Raw genomic sequence first — 25913 nt, 5'->3', positions numbered from 1 at the left:
GACCCCCATCGCACCGGGGGCGGCCGCGACCCCCTTTGCATGAACGCCCCCGTTGACGTCTCCTTTTTTGCGCGCGCCGCAAAGCCCTTGACCAGCTACCGTCCGTACTGGGCCAAGCGCTTTGGCACGGCATCGTTCCTGCCGATGAGCCGCGCCGAGATGGAGAAACTGGGCTGGGACAGCTGCGACATCATCCTGGTGACGGGCGACGCGTATGTGGACCACCCGAGCTTTGGCATGGCCGTCATCGGCCGCACGCTGGAGGCGCAGGGCTTTCGCGTGGGCATCATCGCCCAGCCCGACTGGCAGAGCGCCGAGCCGTTCAAAGCACTGGGCAAGCCCAACCTGTTTTGGGGCGTGACGGCGGGCAACATGGATTCGATGATCAACCGGTATACCGCCGACCGGAAGATCCGCAGCGATGACGCCTACACCCCCGGCGACGTGGGCGGCAAGCGCCCCGATCGTGCGGCCATCGTCTACAGCCAGCGCTGCCGCGAGGCCTACAAGGACGTGCCCATCATCCTGGGCGGCATTGAAGGCAGCCTGCGTCGCATTGCGCATTACGACTACTGGAGCGACAAGGTGCGCCGCTCCATCGTGGTAGACAGCAAGTGCGATCTGCTGCTGTACGGGAACGCCGAGCGTGCGTTGGTGGAGGTGGCCCACCGCATCGCAGCGCGTGAACCGGTGGAGCAGATCACCGATGTGCGCGGCACGGCCTTTGTGCGCCGACCGGACGACGAGAGCGGCAAGGGCTGGTTCGAGATCGACTCCACCACGGTGGACGAGCCCGGCCGCGTAGAGGCGCACATCAACCCGTACATGACCACCAGCGAGCAGGCTGCGGCCCAAGGCAGCACCTGCAGCAAAGAGGATGGGAATGCTACTGATTCTGTAGCGGGCACCGCAAATAACACCGGCGCTACCGGCCAAAACAGCCCCAACCCTGCCATTCAGCCGATCCAGTTCGTTGCCAATCCGGCGCTCAAGGCCAAGCTCAAGGTGCCCCCGCGCGAGAAGAGCGTGATCCGCCTGCCCAGCTACGAGCAGGTCAAAAGCGACCCCGTGCTCTACGCCCACGCCAACCGCGTGCTGCACCTGGAGACCAACCCTGGCAACGCGCGTGCACTGGTGCAGGCCCATGGCGAGGGTGTGACGGCGCGTGATGTGTGGATCAACCCGCCCCCCATCCCGCTGACCACGGCCGAGATGGACTACGTGTTCGACCTACCTTACGCGCGTGGCCCGCACCCCAGCTACGCCGACGAAAACGGCAGCCATGACGGCGCGACCAAGATCCCCGCGTGGGAGATGATCCGGTTCTCCATCAACATCATGCGCGGCTGCTTTGGCGGCTGCACCTTTTGCTCCATCACCGAGCACGAGGGCCGCATCATCCAGAGCCGCTCGGAAGATTCGATCATCCAGGAGATCGAGGACATCCGCGACAAGGTCAAGGGCTTCACAGGCACCATCAGCGACCTGGGTGGCCCCACGGCCAACATGTACCGCCTGGGCTGCCGCAGCCCCGAGATCGAGGCCGCCTGCCGCAAGCCCAGCTGCGTGTACCCCGGCATCTGCCAGAACCTCACCACCGACCACGGCCCGCTGATCAAGATCTACCGCCGTGGCCGCGCGCTCAAGGGCATCAAGAAGATCCTCATCGGATCGGGCCTGCGCTATGACCTGGCGGTGAAATCGCCGGAGTACGTGAAGGAGCTGGTACAGCACCACGTGGGGGGCTACCTCAAGATCGCGCCCGAGCACACAGAGCAGGGCCCGCTCACCAAGATGATGAAGCCGGGCATCGGCAGCTATGACAAGTTCAAGCAGATGTTCGAGAAGTTCAGCGAAGAGGCGGGCAAGAAGCAGTTCCTGATCCCGTACTTCATCGCCGCGCACCCGGGCACCAGTGACGAGGACATGATGAACCTCGCCATCTGGCTGAAGAAGAACGGCTTCCGCGCCGACCAGGTGCAGACCTTCTACCCCAGCCCCATGGCCACGGCCACGGCCATGTACCACTCGGGCCGCAACACGCTGACCCGCGTGCGCCGCGAAATGCGCGATGTGGATGAAGAGTCTGTGGACATCGTGCGCGGCGAAAAGCGCCGCCGCCTGCACAAGGCCTTCCTGCGCTACCACGACCCGAACAACTGGCCGCTGCTGCGCGATGCGCTCAAGGCCATGGGCCGGGCGGACCTGATCGGTAACGGCAAGCACCACCTGATCCCGACCTTCCAGCCGCTCACCGACGGTGGTTACCAGAGTGCGCGGCGCAAGAACTCGACCCCGACAGGGGCCAAGCCCGCGGTGGCACCGGCGTCGCGCACGGTGCAGCAGCCCACCAAGGGCCGCATCCTGACCCAGCACACGGGCCTGCCACCGCGCGTGACCGGGGGCGCGGCCAAGCCGGCTGCTGGCGGCAAACCGTTCAAGAAAGCGCGATAGTCCGCTGCCTGCCTGCTTGCCTGCTTGCTCGCGTGGCGGGGCGGGGCGGGGCGGGCAGGGCGTCCATCTGCCCATTGCATCTGCAGGCTGAAACGGGGGGCTGGCATGCCGCGCCAACGGCATCGGTGGGGTGGCGGGACTCAGGCGCGTCAGGCCCGCGCGGTGGTCAGGCGGTGGTGTAGTCCCTCGCCAGGCATTCCGACAGCGGCACGGGCTTCGCCACCGCATAGCCTTGGGCGTAGTTCACGCCGATGAGTCGCAACGCATCCACGGTGGCTTCGGACTCGGCGAACTCGGCAATCGTCTGCTTGCCCATCACATGGCCGATGCGGTGGATCATTTCCACCATGGCACGGTTGGTGGGGTCTTGCAGAAGGTCCTTCACGAAAGCGCCGTCGATCTTGAGGTAGTTCACCGGCAGGTGCTTGAGGTAGGTGAAGGACGACATCCCCGCGCCGAAGTCATCGAGCGCGAACCTGCAGCCCAGTTGCTGCAGCTCCTTCATCAGGCGCACCGCGTTGGGCAGGTGCGATATCGCGCTGGTCTCGGTGATCTCGAAGCACAGCAGCGCGGGGTCCAGCCCGGATTCGGTGAGCGTGGTACGGATGTACTTGAGCAGGCTGTCATCCCCCAGGCTGGTGCCCGAGAGGTTGATGGCGCAGGTGTGCAGCGGCTGGGCGCCCGGGGTGCGCTGGTGCTGCGCCAGCGCCTGCAGTGTGTGGCGGATCACCCAGCGGTCGATGGACGGCATCATCCCGTAGTGCTCGGCGGCCGGGATGAAGGTGCTGGGCGCCACCAGCTGGCCGTTTTCCTCCTCGCGCAGGCGCAGCAGCACCTCCATGTGCAGGCCTTCATCACCGGTGCCTTGCAGCGCGCGGATGGTCTGCGCGTACAGCTGGAAACGGTTGTGCTCCAGCGCCAGGCGCAGGCGCCGCACCCAGTCCATGTCGCCTTCGCGCCGGGTCATCTCGATGTCTTCGGGCTGGTAGATGAACACCCTGTTGCGCCCACCTTCCTTGGCACGGTAGCAGGCCATGTCGGCCACGCGCATGGCCTCCTGGATGGAGGTGAGCGCTGGGATGAGCTGCACCATGCCGATGGAGAGGCCCGTGCTGAGCTGCTGGCCTTCCCAGGCCAGGCGCAGGTCCTGGCCAGCCTGGCGCAATTGCTCTGCAATGCGCGCCGAGGGGCCAACGGGGCAGTCCTTGAGCAGGATGCCGAATTCGTCGCCGCCCAGCCGTGCCAGCGTGTCCCCTTCGCGCAGGTGGCTTTGCAGCATGCGACAGACCTCCCGCAGCATCTCGTCGCCGGCCTGGTGGCCGCAGGTGTCGTTGATGAGCTTGAACTGGTCCATGTCCACGTAGAGCAGCGAGCCCTCACGGCCCGGCTGGCGCGGGTGGCTGAGCAGGGCTTCAAGCCGGTGCTCGAACTCGCGCCGGTTCACCAGGCCCGTCAGCGCATCATGGCTGGCCTGCCACGAGAGCTGCTCTACATAGTGCTGCTCGCGCGTGACGTCGTGCAGCGCCAGCACCGCTCCGGTCAGCACACCCCGGTGCCGGATGGGAGAGCCCACCAGCCTCACCGGAACGATGCTCTGGTCCGGTCGCACCAGGGTGCGATGGATGTTGCCCTTGGCGGCACCATCGCTGCGCAGCAGCGTCTGCACCAGGGCGTCGGCCGACAGGGGTGCTGCATCACCTTCGAAGACCAGCAACTGCGCCAGAGGTTGCCCGGTGGCCTGGGCGGCTGGGCGGGCCAGCAAGGTTTCTGCGGCAGGATTCATGTAGGTGACCTCGCCGTGGATGTTGGTCGTCACCACGGCATCGCCAATGGCGGCCAGCGTGGTGCGCGCCAGTTCCCGCTCGACCTCCAGGGCGCGCTCCGCGTTCTGGCGCTGGGCCAGCAACTTGTGCGTGTGCCACAGGGTCAGAAGAATCAGCACCAGGGCGATGCCCATGTTGGTCCACATCAGCAGGAGCACGATGTGGCGCGAGCTTTCGCCCAGGGCGTCGCTGAAGTTCCGGGCCGCCGGGGTCACGCCCGCGTTGATCTCGCGGATGGTGTTCTGCCACCGTTCGCGGGTGGGGGCGTCCGCCGTGCCGGCGGTGTTGCGCTGGTGGATCTCGTGCGACAGCTCGCGCAGCGCACGGATGTACTCGTCGCCCACCAGCCATTGGTCTACCGGCTTCTTCACCAGATCAAAGCCGTCAAAGTAGCGCAGCAGCCAGATCAGGCCGTCAATGTCATCGGGGTGGTTGCCACCGCGCAGAAAGCCGTCGCGCGCCACATCCGTCTGTACCTGGCCTGGCTCCAGGGCCAGCCGGGCCGCCCGGTCGCCCAGCGGGATCTCCATGGCGCGGGTGAACTCTTCAAAGGCCTGGGGGGAGCCGGTGATGGCGTACTGGTTGAGAAAATAGATGGCGTCCTTTTGGCCTTTGGTCCATAGGCTTTCGCCTGCGACGAAGGCACGCACCGAGGACAAGACATGCAGGCTGGCCGTGGCGCACACCGCCAGCAGCAACACCATGGTGATGAAAGGCCATGTCACCCGCAACGTCAACGGCACAGGCCTTCGCTCGACCGGCTGCAATACATCCATGGATGGCTCCCTCGCCTCGTGCCAAGCTGCTTGCGCCAGTGATGCCTGGTGGCCCCATCCGGCGCGCCCTCATCAGTGTGTCCGCATGCTCCGTCAATGCCTGCGGTCCAGGGTTGTCCTGGAACGCGTGGCTGATTCGGCGGTGCGGTGCTTCCAGCCCACTATATAGAGATCAACTTGCCAGCGCATGCAAAGTTTGGCAACCCCTTGTGCCTGCGGGGAATGGCCGCCATGCCGATGCGCACCCGCACCTGAACCTGCGCGCGGCGGGCCATCGCTGGCTCCGCCCAGGTGTTGCCCGGCCTGACAGAAGCCGGCGTTTTACGGCGCCGCAGCGTGGGTGCCCACCAGCACGGACTGCGGGCCATCGTCTGCGGGCTGCGAGATCAGGTCTTCGATGATGAAGGTGCGGTAATAGAACGCGGTGACCGCGCCTTCGGGGGCAATGGCTGCCACCAGCGTGTCGGTGTCGTCTTTGTCGTTCACTGCGATCAGAATGCCGTGGTGGCCGGAGCCCGCCAGGTCGGCAATGCGCCGCACCATGTCGCCTTCGGCGCCCACAGATGGCAGCGGCGCATCTGCAGTGCCCAGGGTGTGCACAATTTCTTGCAGGATGACTTCGGGGCTGGCGTAGGCGACATCGCCCTGATGGCCTGCTGCCTGCAATGCGAGTGCGGCCTGGCGCGCGCAGTCCTCGTCGGGGAACAGCGCAAACACCTGGCCGGTGGGGTAGAAAACGCCGCCCATGGTGGTCATGGTGGAATCAAGGACGAGGGGTTTCATGGGCATCTCCCGAAGTGTTTCAGACCTTTGGGATTGAAACCGGGCATCCCGGCGCGCTGTGTAGGCCAGCGGGCCATCTGTGCGTCAGCCCGCTTTGCGTTGCAGGGGGCTGGGTCACAAGAATATGTGAAAAAAGCGCTTGGTGCGCTAGTGGTTCTTGGGTTGGTTGCTATCAATTTGTTAGTTTTTGGCCGCCTCTGCTAGCCCATCCATCCCCCCAGCCAGGCCCCCAGCGCAGCGCAATGCAGCACCACCGTTGCCCAATACACCGCGCGAAACTCCGCCTTGCGGGATTTGTGCCGCAGCCACTGCTGGGCCCACCATGCGCCGGGCCAGCCGCCTGCAAGGCTCAGCAGGTGCAGGTGGCTTTCCTTGGTGCGCCACCGGCCGTTTTGCGCGGCGCTTTTGTCGATGGCGTAGACCAGAAAGGTCAGGAGGTTGACGGCGACCGCCGCGCCCAGCACCCACCACGGTAGTCGGCCTGCCCAGAGGCCCCAGGCCAGCAGCCCCGCCCAGCCGAGCATGAGTAGCCGTATCAGCGCCGAGCCGGTGGGAGTGGTCGGTTCGATGGCCGCCACAGGGCGCCTGCGCCTGGCGGCCGGAGGTTGCCCCGCCCGTTGCACCGGCGCGCGCCGCGTTGGGTGCGCAGGGGGCGGCTGCGTTGGTGCCGCGCTGCGGGGCTGGAACGCGCCACCCGCGTTTGCAGCGGGCAACACCGCCATAGCCCGGGGCCCTTTTCCGCCGACATGAATCTCCTCGTACACCACGGCGAGCCCTTCGCGGGGCGGGGCGGTACCCCGGTAGTCCCGCACATGAAAGAACACATCGGCGGACGTGTCAGGGCTGCGGATAAAGCCGAAGGCGCGGCTGGCGTCCCAGCGGACGACGGTGCCTTGTTTCTGCATCGGTCAGGAAATGCTTTCAGGCCAGGGTGTGCAAAGGAATGTCGTGCGCCACCGCCAAAGCATCAAGCTGCGCGCGGGTCTGTGTGCGCAAGAACGCCGCCACGGCCGCGTGGGTGGCGGGGGCGCGCAGCACCTGCGGGTCGCCCGTGGCGGGCAAGCCTGCGGCAGCACACAGGCTGGCGGCGAAGTGGGGTTCCAACGCGGCCACGGCCACGCGGCCGTCGGCGCAGGGGTAGATGCGGTAGCCTGCGTGGTTGCCCCCCACGTCGCCCTCGGGGGTGGTCAGGCCCCAGTCGCGCGGCTGGGCCAGCCAGGCAGCGGCGTCGGCCAGGGCGACTTCGATGCACACGCCGTTGCCGGTGTGGGCGCGCTCCAGCAGGGCCTGCAGCACCGCCTCGCTGGCCATCAGGGCGCCGCCCATGTCGGCGTACAGGGTGGGTGGCATCTCGTTGCCGGTCACCAGGCCCGCATCAGCCAGGTAGGTGAGGTCATGGCCGGGCTCCTCGGCCCGCTCAGCCGCCGCGCCCACGATCCGTACCAGCGAGAGGCGTGGATATTTTGATTGAAGCGCCTCCCAGGAGAGGCCCAGCTTGGCCAGGGCCGACGGGCGGAACGAGGTGATCAGCACATCGGTGCTTGCCAGCTCTGCATGCAGCGTGGCCTGGCCTTCGGGCGTTTTGAGGTGGGCATGCACCACGCGCACGCCCTGGTGCAGCGTGGCATAGGCCGCAGGGCTGTAGATGCCCATGGGGTCGGCACTGGGGTAGCCGGGGGGCGGGGGCGGTTCGAGCTTGGTGCACTCGGCGCCCATGCGTGCACAGCGCATCAGGGCGGCGGGGCCGGGCAGGTTGAGGGCGAGGCTCAGGACACGGGTGTTGCGCAGGGGCTGGGGCAGGGCGGTGGTCATGGGCTCAGGGTTGTCTCGGTGTTGTGGTTTTTAATGGAAGGTGCGGCGCTGGAACTTCGCAGGGCGCGCGGGCTCACTCCCTGCGTTATACATAATTTGTTACGCTCCCTGACCCATGCAACGCAGAACCTCTTTGGCCGCCCTCACGGGCCTGGCCGCCTTTCCGGGAGCTTTCATGACCACGTCCCTGAGCAGCGCCGCCACGGCATCTGCATTGCAGGCGCTCAAGCCCTCGCCCCGCATGCCCGTGCTGTTTGTGGGCCACGGCAGCCCCATGAACGCCATCGAGGACAACGCCTGGAGCCGCAGCTGGCAGGCCATGGGTACGGAACTGATGGCGCGGGCGGTGCAGCCGCAGCTCATTCTGTGTGTGTCGGCCCACTGGCTCACGCGTGGTGGCTGGCAGCTCACCGGCATGGCCAACCCCAAAACCATCCACGACTTTGGCGGCTTCCCCCAGGCGCTGTTCGACCAGCAGTACCCCGTGCCGGGCGCACCGGCCGTGGCGCGCAGCCTGGCCAAGGAGCTGAAATCTCCTGCCACGGGCGCCGCCCTCGGCGTGGACGAGGGCGAGTGGGGGCTGGACCACGGCACCTGGTCGGTGCTCAAGCCCATGTTCCCCCAGGCGCGTATCCCGGTGATGCAGCTCAGCATGGACTACGGCCGAGCACCAGCCGAGCACTATGCACTGGGCCAGCAACTCAAGGCCCTGCGCGAGCGGGGCGTGCTGATCGTGGGCAGCGGCAACATCGTGCACAACCTGCGCGCATCCCGCCGTGGCTCGGCTGCCAACGAAGCCTACGACTGGGCCACGGAGTTCGACACCGTGGTGCAGGAGCAGATCAAGAAGGGCCAGCTGGGCGCCTTGCAGGACTTCCAGAAGCTGGGCGCCGTGGCCCGGCAGGCGCACCCCACTTACGAGCACTACCTGCCGCTGCTTTACGCAGCGGGAGCCGTGCTGCCCAGCGAGATGCCCCGCTTTTTCAACACGGGCTATCAGTCGGCATCGATCTCGATGCGGTCGGTGCTGTGGGGCTGATGGATGCTTTCTGAAGCCGATTGAGTGCTTCTTTTTTGATAGCTATTGGCGCATGTACATCTAGCGCTTGAGGCCAAAAACGCCTGAAATCGCCGCGTCGCAGCGGTGGGGCGTCTTCAGGCCGTCGCGTGACCTGCGGTCTGGATCGTCAGCCATGGCCAGCGTTCGCGGTAGCTTTGCGCTTTGGCCTCAAACAACGGCAGGTGCGGGCAGGCGGGGTTGGGTTTGAGAAGTCCTGCGTACAGCTCTTCCAGTCCGTACGGCGCGTACAGCGTGGGCTGAGCAACGCCGGGGGCGATAGCAGGTTGCAGGCCCACGCAGGTGCAGGGCACCAGAAAACGCTCGATCCCGTTGCGGGCGGACTGCAGCGGCGCATACGGGTAACCAAACCAGCGCTCGTACCAGAGGTGCACGCGGGCCTGGTTCTTGGCTTCGACGGTGATGGGCAGGTCGGCGAAGAGGGCGGTGGCGCGGGCTTGCACCTGCTTCTCCGCCGATTCGGACAGGTCGTTGCCGTCGAAGTAGAACAGGTCGTAGTCCTTGATGTTCGCGGTGGGCTCCAGGCCAGAGTGCAGGTTCCACACCGTCTGGAACAGGCAGCCCGCCACCAGCCACGCGTCGGGCAGGCCCAGAAACGGCAAACGCTCCAGAAGGGCCGCGTTGTGCGGGTTCTGGAGCGTTTCGCTCACAAAGCGGCGCGCGAGCGCCGCTTCCTTATCGTGCTCAGACGACCTTTGCAATGGCCTGGCAGACGTAGTCGATGTTCTTGCTGTTCAGGGCGGCCACGCACATGCGGCCGGTGTCAGTACCGTACACGCCGAACTCGTTGCGCAGGCGCACCATCTGGTCCTTGGACAGGCCGGAGTAGCTGAACATGCCGATCTGCGTAGTGATGAAGCTCATGTCCTGCTTCACGCCAGCGGCTTTGAGGCCGTCCACCAGCTTCTGGCGCATGGCCTTGATGCGCACGCGCATTTCGGCCAGTTCTTGTTCCCACATGGCGCGCAGCTCGGGGTTGTTCAGCACGGCGGCCACCACCGCGCCACCGTGGATGGGTGGGTTGGAGTAGTTGGTGCGAATCACGATCTTCAGTTGGCTCAGCACGCGGCTGGCTTCTTCCTTGTCGGCGCACAGCACCGACAGGCCGCCCACGCGTTCGCCGTACAGGCTGAAGCTCTTGCTGAAAGAGGTGGACACAAAGAAGTTCAGACCGGCAGCCACAAACTTGCCGATCACGGCGCCGTCTTCGGCGATGCCGTGGCCAAAGCCCTGGTAGGCCATGTCCAGGAAGGGCGTCAGGCCCTTGGCCTTGACGACGGCGATGACTTGGTCCCACTGCGCGGCGGTGATGTCGTAGCCGGTGGGGTTGTGGCAGCAGGCGTGCAGCACGACGATGGTGCCGGGGGCCGCAGCGTTCAGGCTGGCCAGGAAGCCCTCGAAGTTCACGCCGCGCTTTTCAGCGTCGTAGTACGCGTAGGTATCGACTTCAAAACCGGCGTTGGTGAACAGCGCGCGGTGGTTTTCCCAGCTGGGGTCGGAGATCAGCACCTTGGCGTTGGGGCTGACCTTCTTCAGGAAGTCGGCACCGATCTTGAGGCCGCCGGTGCCGCCGATGGCCTGCACGGTGGCTACGCGGCCAGACTTCACGGGTTCGCTCTCAGCGCCGAACACCAGGCTCTTGACGGCGTTGTCGTACGCCACGATGCCGTCGATGGGCAGGTAGCCACGGGCCGTGGGGGTGGACATCATGGTCTTTTCTGCGGCCTGCACACATTGCAGCAGGGGCAGCTTGCCGTTGTCGTCGAAATAAACGCCGACGCCCAGGTTGACCTTGTTGGGGTTGGTGTCGGCGTTGAATTGCTCGTTGAGGCCCAGGATGGGGTCGCGGGGGGCCATTTCGACGGCGGTGAACAGAGACATGAAAATCCTTGAAAGGTTGTCAGTAGCGAAGAATCCGGGCGTGGTGTACTGTGCCGGGTTCGGCCGATTTTAACGGCCCGCCTTCACCACCCGTTGACCGCCCCCATGCCGGATATCACAGAAGTCATAACTGAAAAGCAAGACGGCGAGTTCGTCCGCTTCCCCGATTCCCCGTTTGAACTGTTCCAGCCGTATCCGCCGGCAGGCGACCAGCCCGAGGCCATCAACAAGCTGGTGGAGGGACTGAATGATGGGGAGACCTTCCAGACGTTGCTGGGTGTGACGGGATCGGGCAAGACCTTCACCATGGCCAACGTGATCGCGCGCATGGGCCGCCCCGCCATCATCTTTGCGCCCAACAAGACACTGGCCGCGCAGCTGTACAGCGAGTTCCGCGAGTTCTTTCCCAAGAACGCCGTGGAATATTTCGTCAGCTACTACGACTACTACCAGCCAGAGGCCTACGTGCCGCAGCGCGACCTGTTCATCGAGAAGGACAGCGCGATCAACGAGCACATCGAGCAGATGCGGCTGTCTTGCACCAAGAGCCTGATGGAGCGGCGCGATGTGGTGATCGTGGCCACCGTGTCGGCCATCTACGGCATTGGCGAGCCCGAGAGCTATCACCGCATGGTGATGACGCTGCGGGTGGGGGACAAGCTGGGGCAACGGGACGTGATCGCTCAGTTGATCCGCATGCAGTACCAGCGCAACGAGGCGGATTTCAGCCGAGGCAAGTTCCGTGTGCGGGGCGACACCATCGATGTGTTCCCGGCCGAACACTCCGAGCTGGCGATTCGCATTGAGCTGTTTGACGACGAGATTGAGAGCCTGCAGCTTTTCGACCCGCTCACGGGCCGCGTCAAGCAGAAGATCCCGCGTTTTACCGTGTACCCCAGCAGCCACTACGTGACGCCGCGCGACAAGGTGCTGGCGGCGGTCGAGACCATCAAGCTGGAACTGGCCGAACGCCTGCAGCAGCTGGTGGCTGACGGCAAGCTGGTCGAAGCGCAGCGGCTGGAGCAGCGCACGCGATTTGATCTGGAAATGCTGAGCGAAGTGGGCCACTGCAAAGGCATTGAGAACTACACGCGCCACCTGTCGGGCGCGGCGCCGGGCGATCCGCCCAGCACGCTGACCGACTACATGCCCAAGGACGCGATCATGTTTCTGGACGAAAGCCACCAGATGATCGGCCAGCTCAACGCGATGTACAGCGGCGACCGCTCGCGTAAGACCACGCTGGTCGAATATGGTTTTCGCCTGCCTTCGGCCCTGGACAACCGACCGCTCAAGTTCGAGGAGTTTGAGCAACGCATGCGGCAGGTAATCTTTGTATCGGCCACGCCCGCCGACTACGAAAAGACCCATGCAGGCCAGGTGGTGGATCAGGTAGTGCGCCCCACGGGCTTGGTGGATCCGGTGGTGGAGGTACGCCCCGCCACCCATCAGGTGGATGATGTGCTGCAAGAAATACGCATTCGTGTAGAAAAGCATGAGCGCGTACTCATTACCACGTTGACCAAGCGCATGGCCGAGCAGTTGACCGACTATCTCACCGACAACGGTGTCAAGGTGCGCTACCTGCACAGCGATGTGGACACCGTGGAGCGGGTGGAGATCATCCGCGACCTGCGCCTGGGGGCGTTTGACGTGCTGGTGGGCATCAACCTGCTGCGCGAGGGGCTGGACATTCCTGAGGTGTCACTCGTGGCGATCCTCGATGCGGACAAGGAGGGCTTCTTGCGCGCCGAGCGCAGCCTGATACAGACCATTGGCCGTGCAGCGCGCAACTTGAACGGCCATGCCATCCTGTACGCCGACCGCATCACCGACTCCATGAAAAAAGCCATGGGTGAGACGGAACGCCGGCGCATCAAGCAGATCGCATACAACGAGGCCAACGGGATCACGCCGCGCAGCATTGTCAAGCGGGTAAGAGACCTGATTGACGGCGTGTACAGCGAAAAAGCCGGCAAGGACGCCGAACGTTTGGAGCAGGAAGCGTTGCAGCGGGCGCAGGTGGAGGACATGTCCGAGAAAGACGTGGCACGCGAGATCAAGCGCCTGGAAAAGCTCATGCTGGAACATGCTCGCAATCTGGAGTTCGAGCAGGCGGCCCGGGTGCGCGACCAGCTCACTCGGCTCAAGGACCAGGCCTTTGGTGCGCACGGCAGCGATTTCGTGGCCTTGTAAAAGGGATTGCGATTGGGAATGCGATGAGAAAATACTATTGAGTCGATTAATAACTATTTGGTTTTTTAACCCGACAGAATCAATAGGGATTTGTGCTATACTCGCATAAAACACTCAACAAAACAGCCCAACGATGAAGGGCTCCGCAGCAGGTGACTGGGCGGAGTAAGGGGCGGAGACGGTGCCTCGCTGGCAAACAGTCAGCGCAGGCGGTTTCTTCAACGAACAAGCCTTAGCACAAGGAGCTTGCGATGCGTCTCACTACCAAAGGCCGTTTTGCGGTCACCGCCATGATTGACCTGGCCCTGCGCCAGAACAACGGCCCCGTCACGCTGGCTGCCATCAGCCAGCGCCAGCAGATTTCGCTGTCGTACCTGGAGCAACTCTTTGGCAAGCTGCGCCGCCATGAACTGGTGGAATCCACCCGTGGCCCCGGCGGCGGTTATACGCTGGCCCGCAAGGCGGGCGACATCACGGTGGCCGACATCATCGTTTCCGTCGATGAACCCATCGACGCCACGCAGTGTGGTGGCAAGGAAAACTGCCTGGGTGAAGCCGGCCGTTGCATGACGCATGAACTGTGGGCCTCGCTGAACCAGCGCATGGTGGAGTTTCTGGACTCGGTCACCCTGCAAAAGCTGGTGGACGAGCAGCTCGCCAAGGGCGTGCAGATCGAAGACAAGCCCGTGGTTCGCCGCGCCATCTCCACGACGCCGGTGGTCAAGCCCATCCGCGTGAACGCCCCCAATTCGGTGTTTGCGTTGGGTAACGTCTTCGCCAAATCCTGATGCTCGGTGCGCCGTGCTGGCCCTGGGGTCGGCACTGCCCTGACCGCGTTGTAATCGTTTTCTTGTTTGTTCTGCCTCTTCTGTTTGCCAGCCAGAACCTTTTACTGAGCCAGCCATGGACATGACCCCGCACTTTCCCATCTATCTCGACTATGGCGCCACGACCCCGGTAGACCCCCGCGTGGTGGACGCCATGATTCCCTGGTTGCGTGAGCACTTTGGCAACCCGGCGTCGCGCAGCCACGCATGGGGCTGGGAGGCCGAAGAGGCGGTGGAAAAAGCGCGTGTGCAAGTGGCCGACCTGATTGGTGCCGACCCCCGCGAAATCGTCTGGACCAGTGGTGCGACCGAGTCCATCAACCTGGCCTTGAAGGGCGCTGCGCATTTCTACAAAGGCAAGGGCAAACACCTCATCACGCTCAAGACCGAGCACAAGGCCGTGCTGGACACCATGCGCGAGCTGGAGCGCCAAGGCTTTGAAGCCACCTATCTGGACGTGCAGGAAGACGGCTTGGTCAACATGGATGCCCTGAAGGCTGCCATCCGTCCAGACACCGTGCTGATCAGCATCCTCTTCGTGAACAACGAAATCGGTGTGATCCAGGACATCCCCGCCATTGGCGCCCTGTGCCGTGAGAAGGGCATCCTGCTGCATGTGGATGCCGCCCAGGCGACGGGCCGTGTCGAGATCGACATGAACGTGCTGCCCATCGATCTGATGAGCATGACCGCCCACAAGACCTACGGCCCCAAAGGCATCGGTGCGCTGTACGTGCGCCGCAAGCCCCGCGTGCGGCTGGAAGCCCAGATGCACGGTGGCGGCCATGAACGCGGCATGCGTTCGGGCACCTTGCCCACGCACCAGATCGTGGGCATGGGCGAGGCTTTCCGCATCGCCAAAGAAGAAATGGCCGAGAGCAATGCCAAGGCGAAGGCCCTGCAGCAGCGTTTGCTCGACGGCCTCAAGGACATCGAGCAGGTCTACATCAACGGCAGCCTGGAGCGCCGTGTGCCGCAGAACCTGAACATGAGCTTCAACTTCGTCGAAGGCGAATCGCTCATCATGGGTATCAAGGGCCTGGCGGTGTCTTCGGGCTCGGCCTGCACCTCTGCCAGCCTGGAGCCCAGCTATGTGCTGCGCGCTTTGGGCCGCAGCGACGAGCTGGCCCACAGCAGCCTGCGCATGACCATCGGCCGTTTCACGACCGAGGAAGAGATTGACTACGCCATCTCCACCATTCGCGAGAACGTGGCCCGCCTGCGCGAGCTGAGCCCGCTGTGGGAGATGTACAAGGACGGCATCGACATCAGCACCATCCAGTGGGCTGCTCACTGATTCCGCACACATTCTGGACGTATTGAAGAGGTACACATCATGGCTTATTCAGACAAAGTGGTTGACCATTACGAGAACCCCCGCAACGTGGGTTCGTTCGACAAGGGTGACGATTCGGTGGGCACCGGTATGGTGGGCGCGCCTGCCTGCGGCGACGTGATGAAGCTGCAGATCAAGGTGAACCCTGAAACCGGCGTGATCGAAGACGCCCGCTTCAAGACCTACGGCTGTGGCTCAGCCATTGCCTCGTCGTCGCTGGTGACCGAGTGGGTCAAGGGCAAGACGCTGGACGAAGCCGCAGCGCTCAAGAACAGCGAGATCGCCGAAGAGCTGGCCTTGCCGCCCGTCAAGATCCACTGCTCCATCCTGGCGGAAGATGCCATCAAGGCAGCTGTGCTGGACTACAAGACCAAGCACGCCACCACGGCCACTGCCGCCTGATTGTTTGACAGATAGATCGAGAGACATGGCCATTACGCTGACAGAAGCTGCAGCCCGGCACGTCAACCGTTACCTTGCCCGCCGTGGCAAGGGGCTGGGCGTGCGTCTGGGGGTCAAGACGACCGGCTGCTCGGGGCTTGCCTACAAGCTGGAGTATGTGGACGCGAGCGAGCCCGAGGACATCGTGTTTGAAAACCACGGCGTCAAGGTGCTGATCGACCCCAAGAGCCTGGCCTACATCGATGGCACCGAGCTGGATTTTGTCCGTGAGGGGCTGAACGAAGGCTTCAAGTTCAATAACCCCAACGAGCGTGATCGCTGCGGTTGCGGGGAGAGCTTCCGCGTCTGAACGTCTTCAGCTGATGTAACGCCAAACCGCCAACGCGCTCTGTGCTGGCGGTTTTTTCTTGGATTTTCTTCACGCCCCCTTGCGCATGAATCTGCAATCTGACGACTTCGAACTGTTTGGCCTGGCTTGCCGCTTTGCACAAGAACGCAGCGCCATCGACGCGCGCTGGAAGGAACTGCAGCGCGAAGCCCACCCCGACAAGTTTGCTGCGCAAGGCGCTGCGGCGCAGCGCGTAGCGATGCAGTGGTCCGTGCGCATCAACGAGGCTTACCAACGCCTGAAGGACCCCATGCGCCGGGCGGCCTATCTGTGCGAACTGCACGGAGCGCCTATCCGTGCCGAAGACAACACCGCCATGCCCGCTGCGTTTTTGATGCAGCAGATGGAATGGCGCGAGGCACTGGAAGATGCCCGCGCAGACAGCGAGCTGGACGCACTGGACGAAGAGGTGGAACAAGCCCGGCGTGCCGCTCTGTCGCAGTGCGAGCAACTCATCGACCAGCAGCAGGACTATGCCGGCGCGGCCCGCCAGGTCAGAGCCCTCATGTTCATTGCGCGATTTGCGGACGACATAGAACGTCGCCGAGAGCAACTGGGACAATAGAGCGGTTTTGCTTTCCCCCTGGGGCCCCTGTCGCTTGCTGAGGTGATGGCGTCCCCCACCACGTTGAGACCCGAAATTTCATGGCGCTTTTGCAGATCTCCGAACCTGGCCAGTCCCCCGACCCGCATCAGCGGCGCATCGCGGTGGGCATTGACCTGGGCACCACCCATTCTCTGGTTGCCGCTGTGCGCAATGGTGTGTCCGAATGCCTGCCCGATGCACAGGGCAGGGTGCTGCTGCCCTCGGTGGTGCGCTACCTGGCCAACGGCGGTCGCCAGATCGGATATGACGCCGTGGCGGCGCAGGCCCAGGATGCACGCAACACCATCGCCTCGGCCAAACGCTTCATGGGGCGTGGCCTCAAGGACGTGGCGGAAGCGGGCAAGCTGCCATACGACTTCGTGGCTGCTGCTGATGGCGGCGAGGGCGGTATGGTCAGCCTGGCCACGGTGGATGGCAACAAGTCGCCCGTCGAGATCAGTGCCGAGATTCTGGCCACGCTGCGCTACCGCGCTGAAGACACCTTCAATGATGATCTGTATGGCGCAGTGATCACCGTGCCTGCGTACTTCGACGACGCCCAGCGCCAGGCCACCAAGGATGCGGCCAAGCTCGCTGGCATCAACCTGCTGCGCCTGATCAACGAGCCCACTGCGGCGGCGATTGCCTATGGCCTGGACAACGCCAGCGAGGGCGTCTACGCCGTCTATGACCTGGGTGGGGGTACGTTTGATATTTCCATCCTGCGCCTGACGCAGGGCGTGTTCGAAGTGATCGCCACGGGCGGCGACTCTGCCCTCGGAGGCGACGACTACGACGCTGCGCTGGCAGACTGGGTTCTGCAGCAGGTGGGGCAACAGGCGGTCACACCAGCCGACAAGTCGGCCGTGCGCATGGCGGCACGCGCCAGCAAAGAGGCCTTGACCGCTACTGATTTGGTAGCATTCAAGGCAGAGCTATCTAGCGCTTCTGTGCAATTTGACGTCAAACGGTTGGATTTTGACGCGGTGACGGCCGATTTGACCGCCCGCTCCATGGCGGCTGTGCGCCGGGCCCTTCGCGATGCGCATCTGGCGCGCGATGAAGTGCAGGGTGTGGTCATGGTGGGCGGCTCCACCCGCATGCCGCAGGTGCAGCGGGCCGTGGCGGAGTTCTTTGGCAAGGAGCCACTGACCAACCTGAATCCCGACGAAGTGGTCGCGCTGGGTGCTGCCATCCAGGCCAACCAGCTGGCCGGTAACAACACGGCAGGCGACCTGCTGCTGTTGGACGTGATTCCGCTGTCCCTGGGCATCGAAACCATGGGCGGGTTGGTGGAGCGCATTGTTGCGCGCAACGAGACCATTCCGACCGCCAAGGCGCAGGACTTCACGACCTACAAGGACGGACAGACCGCGCTGGCCATCCATGTGGTGCAAGGCGAGCGTGACCTGGTGCAGGACTGCCGCAGCCTGGCGCGCTTTGAGTTGCGCGGTATTCCCCCGATGGCGGCAGGCGCTGCGCGTATCCGTGTGACCTTCACCGTCGATGCCGATGGCCTGCTGAGCGTGGCCGCGAAAGAGCAGGGTAGTGGGGTGGAGGCCCGCATTGACGTGAAGCCGTCGTATGGCCTCACGGACGACCAGATCGCGCGCATGCTGCAGGATGGCTTTGCCACGGCCGCGCAGGACATGAAGGCCCGTGCCGTGGTCGAGGCCCGCGTGGACGCCGACCGCATGCTGATTGCCACGCAAAGCGCGCTTGACGCGGATGGCGACGTGCTCAGCCCCAAGGAGCGGGCTGCCATCGACGCCCTGATGGTGGCCTTGCGCCACCAGCGCGACGCCGACGATGCCGCGGCCATCGAGGCCGCCACGGAAGCCCTGGCCAAGGGCACCGAGGCGTTTGCAGCCCAGCGCATGAACCGCGGTATCCAGCAGGCCTTGGCCGGCAAGAACGTCGCGAGCCTGTGATACGAGCCAGCGCATCCCTCTGAACAAGAAAAAGACCACCCCATGCCTGTCATCAAGATCCTTCCCCATCCCGAATACTGCCCCGCTGGCACTGAGATCACGGCGCCCGCAGGCACCTCGATCTGCGAAGCGCTGCTGGACAACCACATCAACATTGAGCATGCCTGCGACATGAGCTGCGCTTGCACCACCTGCCACGTCATCGTGCGCCAGGGGTTGAATTCGCTGAATGCGGCAGAAGAAGAGGAAGAAGACCTGCTGGACCGCGCCTGGGGCCTGGAACCGCAGTCGCGCCTGTCTTGCCAGGCCATCCTGGCGCAGACCGATCTGACCGTCGAAATTCCGAAGTACACGATCAACCACGCCAAGGAAAACCACTGATGTCCCGGCAAATTGTTCTGGACACTGAGACCACTGGCCTTTCGGCCGAAGGTGGTGACCGCATCATTGAACTGGGTTGTGTGGAGCTGCTCAACCGCAAGCTGACCGGCAACAACCTGCACCTGTACTTCAACCCTGGCCGTGACAGCCATGAAGATGCGCTGAAAGTGCACGGCATCAGCAACGAGTTCCTGAAGGACAAGCCCAAATTTGCCGACGTGGTGGACGACATCCTGCAGTACCTGCAGGGCGCCGAGATCATCATCCACAACGCAGCGTTCGACGTAGGCTTTCTCAACAAGGAGCTGGAGCTGGTGGGGCGCCCGGCATTTGGCACCTATGTGCAAAGCGTGACCGACACGCTGGCCATGGCCAAGGAGATGTACCCGGGCAAGCGCAACTCGCTGGACGCACTGTGCGACCGCCTGGGCGTGGACAACTCGGGCCGTACGCTGCACGGCGCCTTGCTCGACGCCGAGCTGCTGGCCGACGTCTACATCAATCTCACACGCGGGCAGGATGCCTTGCTGATCGCCGACGATGGCCATGACAGCGCTGACGGCGTGAAGGTGGCAGCCATCGATTTGCGTGGCCTTGCGCTGCCGGTGCTGCGGGCGAGCGAACAAGAGCAGGCGGCCCATGCCGAGGTGCTCACGCAGATCGACAAGGCCAGCGGTGGCAAAACAATTTGGCGAACTCTCCAGTCGGCTTGAAAAGCTGTGCCATAATAGAAGGCTGTCGCAGCGACAAGGGTGATTAGCTCAGCGGTAGAGCACTGCCTTCACACGGCAGGGGTCACATGTTCGATCCATGTATCACCCACCATGTTGCTGCCAGACTTTTCGCAGCGGTATCTTTCTCCAAGGTGCTTGCGACGGGTGATTAGCTCAGCGGTAGAGCACTGCCTTCACACGGCAGGGGTCACATGTTCGATCCATGTATCACCCACCAATTCAAAAACCCCTGCAGGTTCCTGACCTGCAGGGGTTTTTTCTTGGCTCGTCCGCCTGTCTGCAAGCTGCAAAGTGCAGCGACCATTCGCCAAAGCGGCGTACAACGCAGGCTTGCGCGCTACATTTGTCGCCCGTACCTGCAACGCTGCATCCATGATCACGTTCCACAATCCCTTGCACCAGGGGCATGCACCGGCCCACGAATTCTTTCGGGGCGAGCGCGTGCCCTGTTTTGAAAAACCCGAACGTGTGGACTATGTGGAAGACGCCCTGCGCACACGCGGCCACGCCCTGGTGTTGCCCGATGTGGACTGCAATGCCGTGCTGGCGCAGGTGCATGCGCCGCGCTATCTGGCCTTTCTGCAGACCGCCTGGCAACAATGGCTGGCGCTGGACCCAACCAATGCGTCAGTGCAGCCTTTTCCGTCTGTCTGGCCGGTGCGCACGCTGCGCAGTGATGTGGAACCCGATAACTTTGTCGCACGGCTGGGGCTGTATTCCATGGACAACGGTACACCCATGGCGGCAGGAACCTGGGCCGCAGCCAAGGCGGGGGCCGATGCGGCTGCCAGCGCAGCGGCACGCGTTGCGCTGGGGACGCGCGCCGCGTTTTGCTGCACACGGCCGCCAGGGCATCATGCGGGCCCGGACTTCATGGGGGGCTATTGCTTCTTGAACAACGCCGCCGTGGCAGCGCAAACCCTGCGCAACCAGGGCGCCCAGCGTGTGGCGGTGCTGGATGTGGACTACCACCACGGCAACGGCACGCAGAGCATCTTTTACGACCGCAGCGATGTGCTGTTCATCAGCATGCACGGTGACCCGCGCACGGAGTACCCCTTCTACCTGGGCCACGCCGACGAAACGGGCGAGGGGGCTGGTGTTGGGTTTAACCTGAACCTGCCCTTGCCTGCGGGCACCAGCGCAGCAACATGGTTCGATGCACTTGAGCAAGCCTGCCTGCGCATCACGGATTACCGCGCCGACGGGCTGGTGATCTCTCTGGGGCTGGATGCCTTTGAGGGCGATCCCATCTCGCGGTTTGCACTGGCATCGTCAGATTTCACCCGCCTGGGCGAGCGGCTGGCACGGCTGGGGTTGCCCACGGTGTTCGTGCTGGAAGGCGGCTATGCGGCGGCCGAGCTGGGCACCAATGCCGTCAACGTGCTCGATGGTTTTGAGCAGGCCTGACGCGGCACCCGGCAGGTGATGCAGGAGACGCACTGATGATCGATACGGTGGATTGTGTGGTGGTAGGCGCGGGCGTGGTGGGTCTGGCGGTGGCCCGTGCACTGGCGCTCCAGGGGCGGGAGGTGATGGTGCTGGAGGCAGCGGACGCCATCGGCACTGGCACTAGTTCGCGCAACAGCGAGGTGATTCATGCCGGGCTGTATTACCCCGCAGGTTCGCTCAAGGCCAGGCTGTGCGTGCGGGGCAAGGAATTGCTTTACGCCTACTGCACGGAGCGCGGTGTGCCCCACCGCCGCTGCGGCAAGCTGCTGGTGGCCACCTCTGCCGCCCAGCTGGACAGCCTGGAAGGTATCCAGGTGCGGGCCCATGCCAATGGAGTGCTGGACCTGCAACGCTTCAGCCGCGAAGAAGCCCTGGCGATGGAGCCCGCGCTGGCCTGCGTTGGTGCCTTGCACTCGCCCAGCACCGGCATCGTCGATAGCCATGCGCTCATGCTGGCGCTGCAGGGCGATCTGGAGCATGCGGGTGGAATTGTGGCGCTGAATTCGCCACTAGCGCTGGCATCTATTGGCTCTGATGCTATTGATTTGGAAGCGTCGGATGGCACGCGTCTCCGCGCGCGCACCGTGGTCAACGCCGCCGGGTTGCACGCCCCCGCGCTGGCTGCGCGATTCGCCGGGCTGGCCCCGCAGCATGTGCCTACCGCTTACTACGCCAAGGGCAACTATTTCACGTTGACGGGCAAGGCGCCGTTCAGCCGACTGATTTACCCGGTGCCCGAGGCGGCTGGGCTGGGTGTACACCTCACGCTGGACCTTGGCGGCCAGGCCAAGTTTGGCCCGGACGTGCAATGGGTGGACTCGCCCGACGATCTGCAGGTGGACCCCGCGCGCGGCGATGCCTTTTATGCCGAGGTGCGCAAATATTGGCCGGGCTTGCCAGATGGCGCTCTGGCGCCGGGCTACGCTGGCATGCGCCCCAAGATTCACGGGCCCAGTGCATCCGCTGCCGACTTCGTCATTCAAGGGCCTGCTGCCCATGGGGTGGCGGGGCTGGTCAACCTCTTTGGCATCGAGTCGCCTGGCTTGACAAGTGCCCTGGCCATTGCGGAGCATGTGGCTGCGCTGGTTTGATCTGCAGCAAGCCATTTGCAATCAGTAACCTCTTGCGTCCCCGTCCTACGAGGGGTTTCTGCGCGGATGGCTAAGATGAACTTCAGCCCCAACGTTCGCGTGCGGGGTTTCCCATCACTTTTGGCACTACACAGAAAGGCTTGTATGACTGCTTCTGACACCACGACCACCCAGGGCGAACTGGAAAAGCTGGTTTCCGATCTGCGGGGGCTGTTGGCCAACAAGGACCTGGACGCAGTGCCTGAAATCAAGCTGCTGCGCCAGCGCCTGGACGATGGCATACACAACGTGCGTGAATCCGCTGTGCGCGCTGCTCAGGACGCCGCCCGCCAAGCGAAGGAAGCCGCTTTGGCAGCCGACCGCTACGCCCATGACGAACCTTGGCGTGTGGCGGGTGCCGCATTGGCCGTGGGCGCGCTGGTTGGCTTTCTGCTTGCACGCCGCTGATCGTCGCTGTCCTCCCATGACGGCACGCCACAGAGGCAACAAGACATGAATTGGCTCTCGCTGCTGGGTCTGGAAGGGTTGGCCGCCCGCTGGCGTGCCAACCTGATCGAGAGCGCCATCGCCGCCGAAGACCGGATGGACCTGGCCCGCCTGGAATGGGCGGACCTGAAGCAGCGGCTGCAACAACTGCTGGTGCTGACCATTCTGGTCGTTGGGCTCACGGTGGTGGCCCTGATCATGGTGTCGCTGGCGGTGCTGGTGCACTTTTGGGACTCACCGCAACGCACGCTGGTGGCGTGGCTGGTGGCTGCCGTGTGGGCTGCAGGCTGGGCCGCCGCCACGGTGTCGTTGGTGTCGGTGGCGCAGCGCGCGGGCAGCGGCTTTGCGCTGACGCGGCGAGAGTTGGCCCAGGACTGGCGTGACATCAAGGAGCGCTTGTGAGCACCCCCCACCCAACAATTGGTACACCGCAGACTGCGCCCACGGTGAAGCTGGTAGCTACCCCGGAGCAGCAGCGTGTGCTTGACCGAATTGAACTGCAGCGCGAGCGGCTGCGTGCCCGCCGCGTGGCCCGGGCCCAGGCCCGCGCGCTCGCGGAGCAAGCCGGAGGCGCCACGGGCGGTGGAGATGCCTCGCTGGCGCTGCGCGCCGCCGGGTTCGCGCGCGAACACCCGCTGGCGGTGGCGGCCATGGCCGGTGTCGCTCTGGTGGCCGGCCCGCGCAGGTTGATCCGGTGGGCGGGCATTGTCTTGCCAATGCTGATGCGCTTGCGGCGCTGACGACTGGCGGGGTTGCGGAGGGCGGCGTCCCGCTGCTCAAACCCACGCCGAAAACTGAAACGGAGCCCTGTTGCCAGAGGCTCCGTTTTCTTATGGGGTCGTGTGTGGTCGAGCGTTTGTGGCCCGAGGGGTCAGCGCAAGGCCTTGATGGCCTTGGCGGCCTTCACGACCAGCGCAGGGCCTTCATAAATCAGGCCGGTGTAGATCTGCACCACGTCTGCCCCTGCGCGAATCTTGCTCACTGCGTCGTCGGCGCTCATGATGCCGCCGACACCAATGATGGGGAATCCGCTGCCCAAGGTTGCGCGCAGCTGCCGAATGACCTGGTTGCTGGCTTCCAGCACCGGAGTGCCACTCAACCCCCCCGTCTCTTCCGCGTGGCGCATGCCCTGCACCGCAGCGCGGCTGATGGTCGTGTTGGTGGCAATCACACCGTCCATGCCGTGGCGCTGCAGTGTCGCGGCGATCACTGCCACCTGGGCTTCATCCAGGTCTGGAGCAATTTTCACAAAAACCGGCACGCGCCGCTGGTGCTGGGCTGCCAGCGTCTCACGGCGCTCGGCAATCGCTCCCAGCAGTGCATCCAGTGCGGCATCGCTTTGCAATGCGCGCAGGTTCTGGGTGTTGGGTGAGCTGATGTTGACCGTCACATAGTCGGCATGGGGGTATACGCCCTCCAGGCAGATCAGGTAGTCGCTGGTGGCGTTCTCAATGGGGGTGGTGGCGTTCTTGCCGATGTTGAGACCGAGCAGCATGGGATGCTGACGGTTCTGCTTGCGAAACTGCGCCTGCTGCACATTGCGCAGGAAGGCGTCTAGGCCTTCGTTGTTGAAGCCCAGACGGTTGATGAGTGCGCGGGCCTCGGGCAGGCGAAACATGCGCGGCTTGGGGTTGCCCGGCTGCGCTTTGGGGGTCACGGTGCCCACCTCCACAAAACCGAAACCCATGGCGCCCAGCGCGTCAATGCAGCGCGCATTCTTGTCCAGGCCCGCCGCCATGCCCACGCGGTTGGGAAACTTCAGCCCCGCCACGGTGATGGGGTCGTTCACAGTTTCGTTGCACCAGGCCCATTGCAGCGGCGTGCGCTGCCCGCGCGCCAGCATGTCCATGGTGAGTTCGTGAGCGGCCTCGGCATCCATGCCGAAGAGAAAGGGGCGGGTGAGGGCGTAGGGGATCAGGGACATGGGGAGATAATTCAGGATTACCCCCGATTTTCTCCCATGACGACCACCACTCCCCTGACCCAAGACGAACTCAAGACCCTGGTAGGCCAAGCCGCGCTGCAATACGTGGTGCCTGGCGAGATTGTGGGGGTGGGCACCGGCTCCACCGTCAACAAGTTCATTGACGCCTTGGCGGGCATCAAGGACCAGATCAAGGGCGCTGTCTCCAGCTCCGTAGCCAGCACCGAGCGCCTGAAGGCACTGGGTATCGCCGTGTTCGATGCCAATGAGGTGCCATCGCTCTCCGTCTACATCGACGGCGCGGACGAGATCGACGGCCAGGGTTACATGGTCAAGGGCGGCGGCGCGGCACTGACACGCGAGAAGATCGTGGCAGCATTGGCCGAGCGCTTCGTGTGTATTGCCGACGAATCCAAGTTGGTGAAGGCCCTGGGCCAGTTTCCGTTGCCGGTGGAGGTGATCCCGATGGCTGCCAATCACATTGCGCGCCGTTTTGCCGCCATGGGTGGACTAGCCAGCTTGCGACTCAAGGACGGACAGCCACTGGTGACTGACAACGGCCAGCACATTCTGGACGTGAAGGGCTTGTCCATCACCGACCCGCTGGTGTTCGAGTCAGAGATCAACCAATGGCCTGGCGTGGTGACCGTGGGTGTGTTTGCCCACCAGAAGGCATCCGTGTGCCTGCTGGGTACGGCGCAGGGCGTGAAGACCATCACCTATTGAGGAATGGTGGAGGAGTGGGTGACAAGCCCGCCCCCGTAGTTCGCCAATGCAAAGGGGCCTTTGGAGGCCCCTTTTTTGTTGGATGGATGTGAATGGAAGGACCAGCCGCCCGGACGCGGCTACATCACAGTGTCAGAACCGGATACCGGCGGGATTGCTTGGAGTTGGGCCGTCATTGACCGGTGGAGGGAGCGCGGGCCGTGCCGGCGCTTTCGGTTCAGCGGCGGGTGCGGACTCCACCGGCTTGGCCGCCACCAGTGGGGTGGGCGCTGGCTGGCGGTAGTTGCTGGGCAACTGGGATTGTTTGGGGTAGCCCGCTGCGTCGAGGTATTGGATCCACTCCGCATCTGAAAAGCCCACCAGTTGCTGGCCGCCAATGGTGCCAAAAGGCAGGCTGGTGCTGCCACTCAGGCGTTGAAGTGCGGCAATGTCCTCATTGCTGGCCACTGTGCGCTCGGTGTACGGCACACCGCGTGATGTCAGCATGTTGCGCAAGCTTCCGCAAGGTGCGCAGTCATTGCCGGTGTAGATGGTCACCGGGTACCGGTTGGCCACCTGGCGCAGTTCGTAAGGCAACGCTCCATTGGCCGCTGCAGGGCTTGCGGTCGCGGCAGCCGGGGCTGCAGGGCTGCGCGCGGGCGGCGCAGTGGTTTCGGCCGGAGGGCGGTCTGAGAAAGTCACCTTGCCGTCGGGCCCGACAATGCGATAGACATTCTGCGCCTGGGCCCCCACAGAGGCCAGGGCCATCAACAAGGAGGCAGCGGCAGGAGCGAACGTTGTACGGGGCATGCGGGTTCTCCTCATTCTTGTGGGGCTGTGGTTTTTAGAGGCCAGGCGACAGACCGC

General features: G+C 64.0%; 25 protein-coding genes and 2 tRNA genes. 19 read left to right on the top strand and 8 right to left on the bottom strand.

All coding sequences use genetic code 11. The annotated features are described in order from the left end of the window. The first annotated feature begins 39 nt into the window (after positions 1 to 39). Positions 40 to 2454: a YgiQ family radical SAM protein gene (locus tag ASC83_RS12960; protein WP_056063072.1), complete on the top strand. Its 2415-nt coding sequence runs from the start codon at positions 40 to 42 to the stop codon at positions 2452 to 2454. A gap of 166 nt (positions 2455 to 2620) precedes the next feature. Here ASC83_RS12960 and ASC83_RS12955 read toward each other — a convergent pair whose 3' ends face one another. The 4 genes from ASC83_RS12955 to ASC83_RS12940 form a co-directional block, all read right to left on the bottom strand. Further along, complete coding sequence (locus tag ASC83_RS12955) at positions 2621 to 5053, bottom strand: EAL domain-containing protein (protein ID WP_235509369.1); 2433 nt, start codon at positions 5051 to 5053, stop codon at positions 2621 to 2623. 321 nt (positions 5054 to 5374) lie between these two features. Next, positions 5375 to 5836: a hypothetical protein gene (locus ASC83_RS12950; RefSeq protein WP_056065035.1), complete on the bottom strand. Its 462-nt coding sequence runs from the start codon at positions 5834 to 5836 to the stop codon at positions 5375 to 5377. A 200-nt stretch (positions 5837 to 6036) separates the two neighbouring features. Then, a complete protein-coding gene (locus ASC83_RS12945; RefSeq protein ID WP_056063066.1) occupies positions 6037 to 6741 on the bottom strand; it encodes a cold shock and DUF1294 domain-containing protein in 705 nt (234 codons plus the stop codon). A 16-nt stretch (positions 6742 to 6757) separates the two neighbouring features. Beyond that, positions 6758 to 7648 (bottom strand): CoA transferase, encoded by an 891-nt coding sequence (locus ASC83_RS12940; protein ID WP_056063063.1) that lies wholly within the window; start codon positions 7646 to 7648, stop codon positions 6758 to 6760. Between the two features lie 133 nt (positions 7649 to 7781). Between ASC83_RS12940 and ygiD the strand changes: the two genes are divergently transcribed. Continuing rightward, complete coding sequence (gene ygiD, locus ASC83_RS12935; RefSeq protein WP_056063061.1) at positions 7782 to 8687, top strand: 4,5-DOPA dioxygenase extradiol; 906 nt, start codon at positions 7782 to 7784, stop codon at positions 8685 to 8687. Between the two features lie 116 nt (positions 8688 to 8803). Here the strand turns inward: ygiD and ASC83_RS12930 are convergent, their stop codons facing one another. Beyond that, positions 8804 to 9376 (bottom strand): nucleotidyltransferase family protein, encoded by a 573-nt coding sequence (locus ASC83_RS12930; RefSeq protein WP_235509368.1) that lies wholly within the window; start codon positions 9374 to 9376, stop codon positions 8804 to 8806. 34 nt (positions 9377 to 9410) lie between these two features. After that, the gene (locus ASC83_RS12925) at positions 9411 to 10607 is read right to left on the bottom strand and encodes an amino acid aminotransferase (protein ID WP_056063053.1); all 1197 of its coding nucleotides are present in this window, start codon (positions 10605 to 10607) and stop codon (positions 9411 to 9413) included. Between the two features lie 105 nt (positions 10608 to 10712). Here ASC83_RS12925 and uvrB point away from each other — a divergent pair, with 105 nt between their 5' ends. The 16 genes from uvrB to ASC83_RS12845 all read left to right on the top strand — a co-directional run bounded on the left by uvrB (position 10713) and on the right by ASC83_RS12845 (position 23157). Further along, a complete protein-coding gene (gene uvrB, locus ASC83_RS12920) occupies positions 10713 to 12803 on the top strand; it encodes an excinuclease ABC subunit UvrB (RefSeq protein ID WP_056063050.1) in 2091 nt (696 codons plus the stop codon). Positions 12804 to 13054: 251 nt separating this feature from the next. After that, positions 13055 to 13591 carry a Fe-S cluster assembly transcriptional regulator IscR gene (gene iscR / locus ASC83_RS12915; RefSeq protein WP_015013980.1) on the top strand — a complete coding sequence of 179 codons (537 nt, stop codon included), beginning with the start codon at positions 13055 to 13057 and terminating at the stop codon, positions 13589 to 13591. A 115-nt stretch (positions 13592 to 13706) separates the two neighbouring features. Further along, on the top strand, positions 13707 to 14927 hold the full coding sequence (locus ASC83_RS12910; protein ID WP_056063047.1) for an IscS subfamily cysteine desulfurase: 1221 nt from the start codon (positions 13707 to 13709) through the stop codon (positions 14925 to 14927). Positions 14928 to 14966: 39 nt separating this feature from the next. Beyond that, positions 14967 to 15368: a Fe-S cluster assembly scaffold IscU gene (gene iscU, locus ASC83_RS12905; protein WP_056063045.1), complete on the top strand. Its 402-nt coding sequence runs from the start codon at positions 14967 to 14969 to the stop codon at positions 15366 to 15368. Positions 15369 to 15393: 25 nt separating this feature from the next. Further along, positions 15394 to 15717, top strand: a complete 324-nt coding sequence (gene iscA, locus ASC83_RS12900; RefSeq protein ID WP_056063043.1) for an iron-sulfur cluster assembly protein IscA — start codon at positions 15394 to 15396, stop codon at positions 15715 to 15717. A gap of 85 nt (positions 15718 to 15802) precedes the next feature. Next, complete coding sequence (gene hscB / locus ASC83_RS12895) at positions 15803 to 16321, top strand: Fe-S protein assembly co-chaperone HscB (RefSeq protein ID WP_056063041.1); 519 nt, start codon at positions 15803 to 15805, stop codon at positions 16319 to 16321. An 80-nt stretch (positions 16322 to 16401) separates the two neighbouring features. Next, positions 16402 to 18273 (top strand): Fe-S protein assembly chaperone HscA, encoded by a 1872-nt coding sequence (gene hscA / locus ASC83_RS12890; protein ID WP_056063038.1) that lies wholly within the window; start codon positions 16402 to 16404, stop codon positions 18271 to 18273. A gap of 42 nt (positions 18274 to 18315) precedes the next feature. Further along, positions 18316 to 18654 carry an ISC system 2Fe-2S type ferredoxin gene (gene fdx / locus ASC83_RS12885; protein WP_056063033.1) on the top strand — a complete coding sequence of 113 codons (339 nt, stop codon included), beginning with the start codon at positions 18316 to 18318 and terminating at the stop codon, positions 18652 to 18654. Beyond that, entirely contained in the window at positions 18654 to 19367 is a 714-nt protein-coding gene (gene dnaQ / locus ASC83_RS12880; protein WP_056063030.1) for a DNA polymerase III subunit epsilon, read from the top strand. Before fdx ends, dnaQ begins: the two co-directional genes overlap by 1 nt. Before the next feature lie 37 nt (positions 19368 to 19404). Next, a tRNA-Val gene (locus ASC83_RS12875) sits at positions 19405 to 19479 on the top strand. Positions 19480 to 19530: 51 nt separating this feature from the next. After that, a tRNA-Val gene (locus ASC83_RS12870) sits at positions 19531 to 19605 on the top strand. A 155-nt stretch (positions 19606 to 19760) separates the two neighbouring features. Next, positions 19761 to 20798: a histone deacetylase family protein gene (locus ASC83_RS12865; RefSeq protein ID WP_056063027.1), complete on the top strand. Its 1038-nt coding sequence runs from the start codon at positions 19761 to 19763 to the stop codon at positions 20796 to 20798. 35 nt (positions 20799 to 20833) lie between these two features. After that, positions 20834 to 21931 (top strand): NAD(P)/FAD-dependent oxidoreductase, encoded by a 1098-nt coding sequence (locus ASC83_RS12860; RefSeq protein WP_056063024.1) that lies wholly within the window; start codon positions 20834 to 20836, stop codon positions 21929 to 21931. 144 nt (positions 21932 to 22075) lie between these two features. Continuing rightward, complete coding sequence (locus ASC83_RS12855; protein WP_056063019.1) at positions 22076 to 22378, top strand: DUF883 family protein; 303 nt, start codon at positions 22076 to 22078, stop codon at positions 22376 to 22378. 45 nt (positions 22379 to 22423) lie between these two features. After that, positions 22424 to 22819 (top strand): phage holin family protein, encoded by a 396-nt coding sequence (locus ASC83_RS12850; protein WP_056063014.1) that lies wholly within the window; start codon positions 22424 to 22426, stop codon positions 22817 to 22819. Continuing rightward, positions 22816 to 23157 (top strand): hypothetical protein, encoded by a 342-nt coding sequence (locus tag ASC83_RS12845; protein ID WP_369816974.1) that lies wholly within the window; start codon positions 22816 to 22818, stop codon positions 23155 to 23157. The genes ASC83_RS12850 and ASC83_RS12845 overlap by 4 nt, the downstream gene beginning before the upstream one ends. A 131-nt stretch (positions 23158 to 23288) precedes the next feature. Here the strand turns inward: ASC83_RS12845 and ASC83_RS12840 are convergent, their stop codons facing one another. Next, entirely contained in the window at positions 23289 to 24341 is a 1053-nt protein-coding gene (locus ASC83_RS12840; RefSeq protein ID WP_056063012.1) for a quinone-dependent dihydroorotate dehydrogenase, read from the bottom strand. Between the two features lie 36 nt (positions 24342 to 24377). On the opposite strand from ASC83_RS12840, the gene rpiA reads away from it, so the two are divergent. Further along, positions 24378 to 25067, top strand: a complete 690-nt coding sequence (gene rpiA, locus ASC83_RS12835; protein WP_056063009.1) for a ribose-5-phosphate isomerase RpiA — start codon at positions 24378 to 24380, stop codon at positions 25065 to 25067. Between the two features lie 132 nt (positions 25068 to 25199). On the opposite strand, the gene ASC83_RS12830 is transcribed toward rpiA, so the two are convergent. Further along, the gene (locus ASC83_RS12830) at positions 25200 to 25856 is read right to left on the bottom strand and encodes a glutaredoxin family protein (protein ID WP_056063005.1); all 657 of its coding nucleotides are present in this window, start codon (positions 25854 to 25856) and stop codon (positions 25200 to 25202) included. Positions 25857 to 25913 lie beyond the last annotated feature (57 nt).

It is taken from the genome of Acidovorax sp. Root402, assembly GCF_001425125.1.
Classification (GTDB): domain Bacteria; phylum Pseudomonadota; class Gammaproteobacteria; order Burkholderiales; family Burkholderiaceae_C; genus Acidovorax; species Acidovorax delafieldii.
The sequence above is the reverse complement of the archived record's forward strand: the minus strand, read 5'-3'. Positions and strand labels throughout refer to the sequence as shown.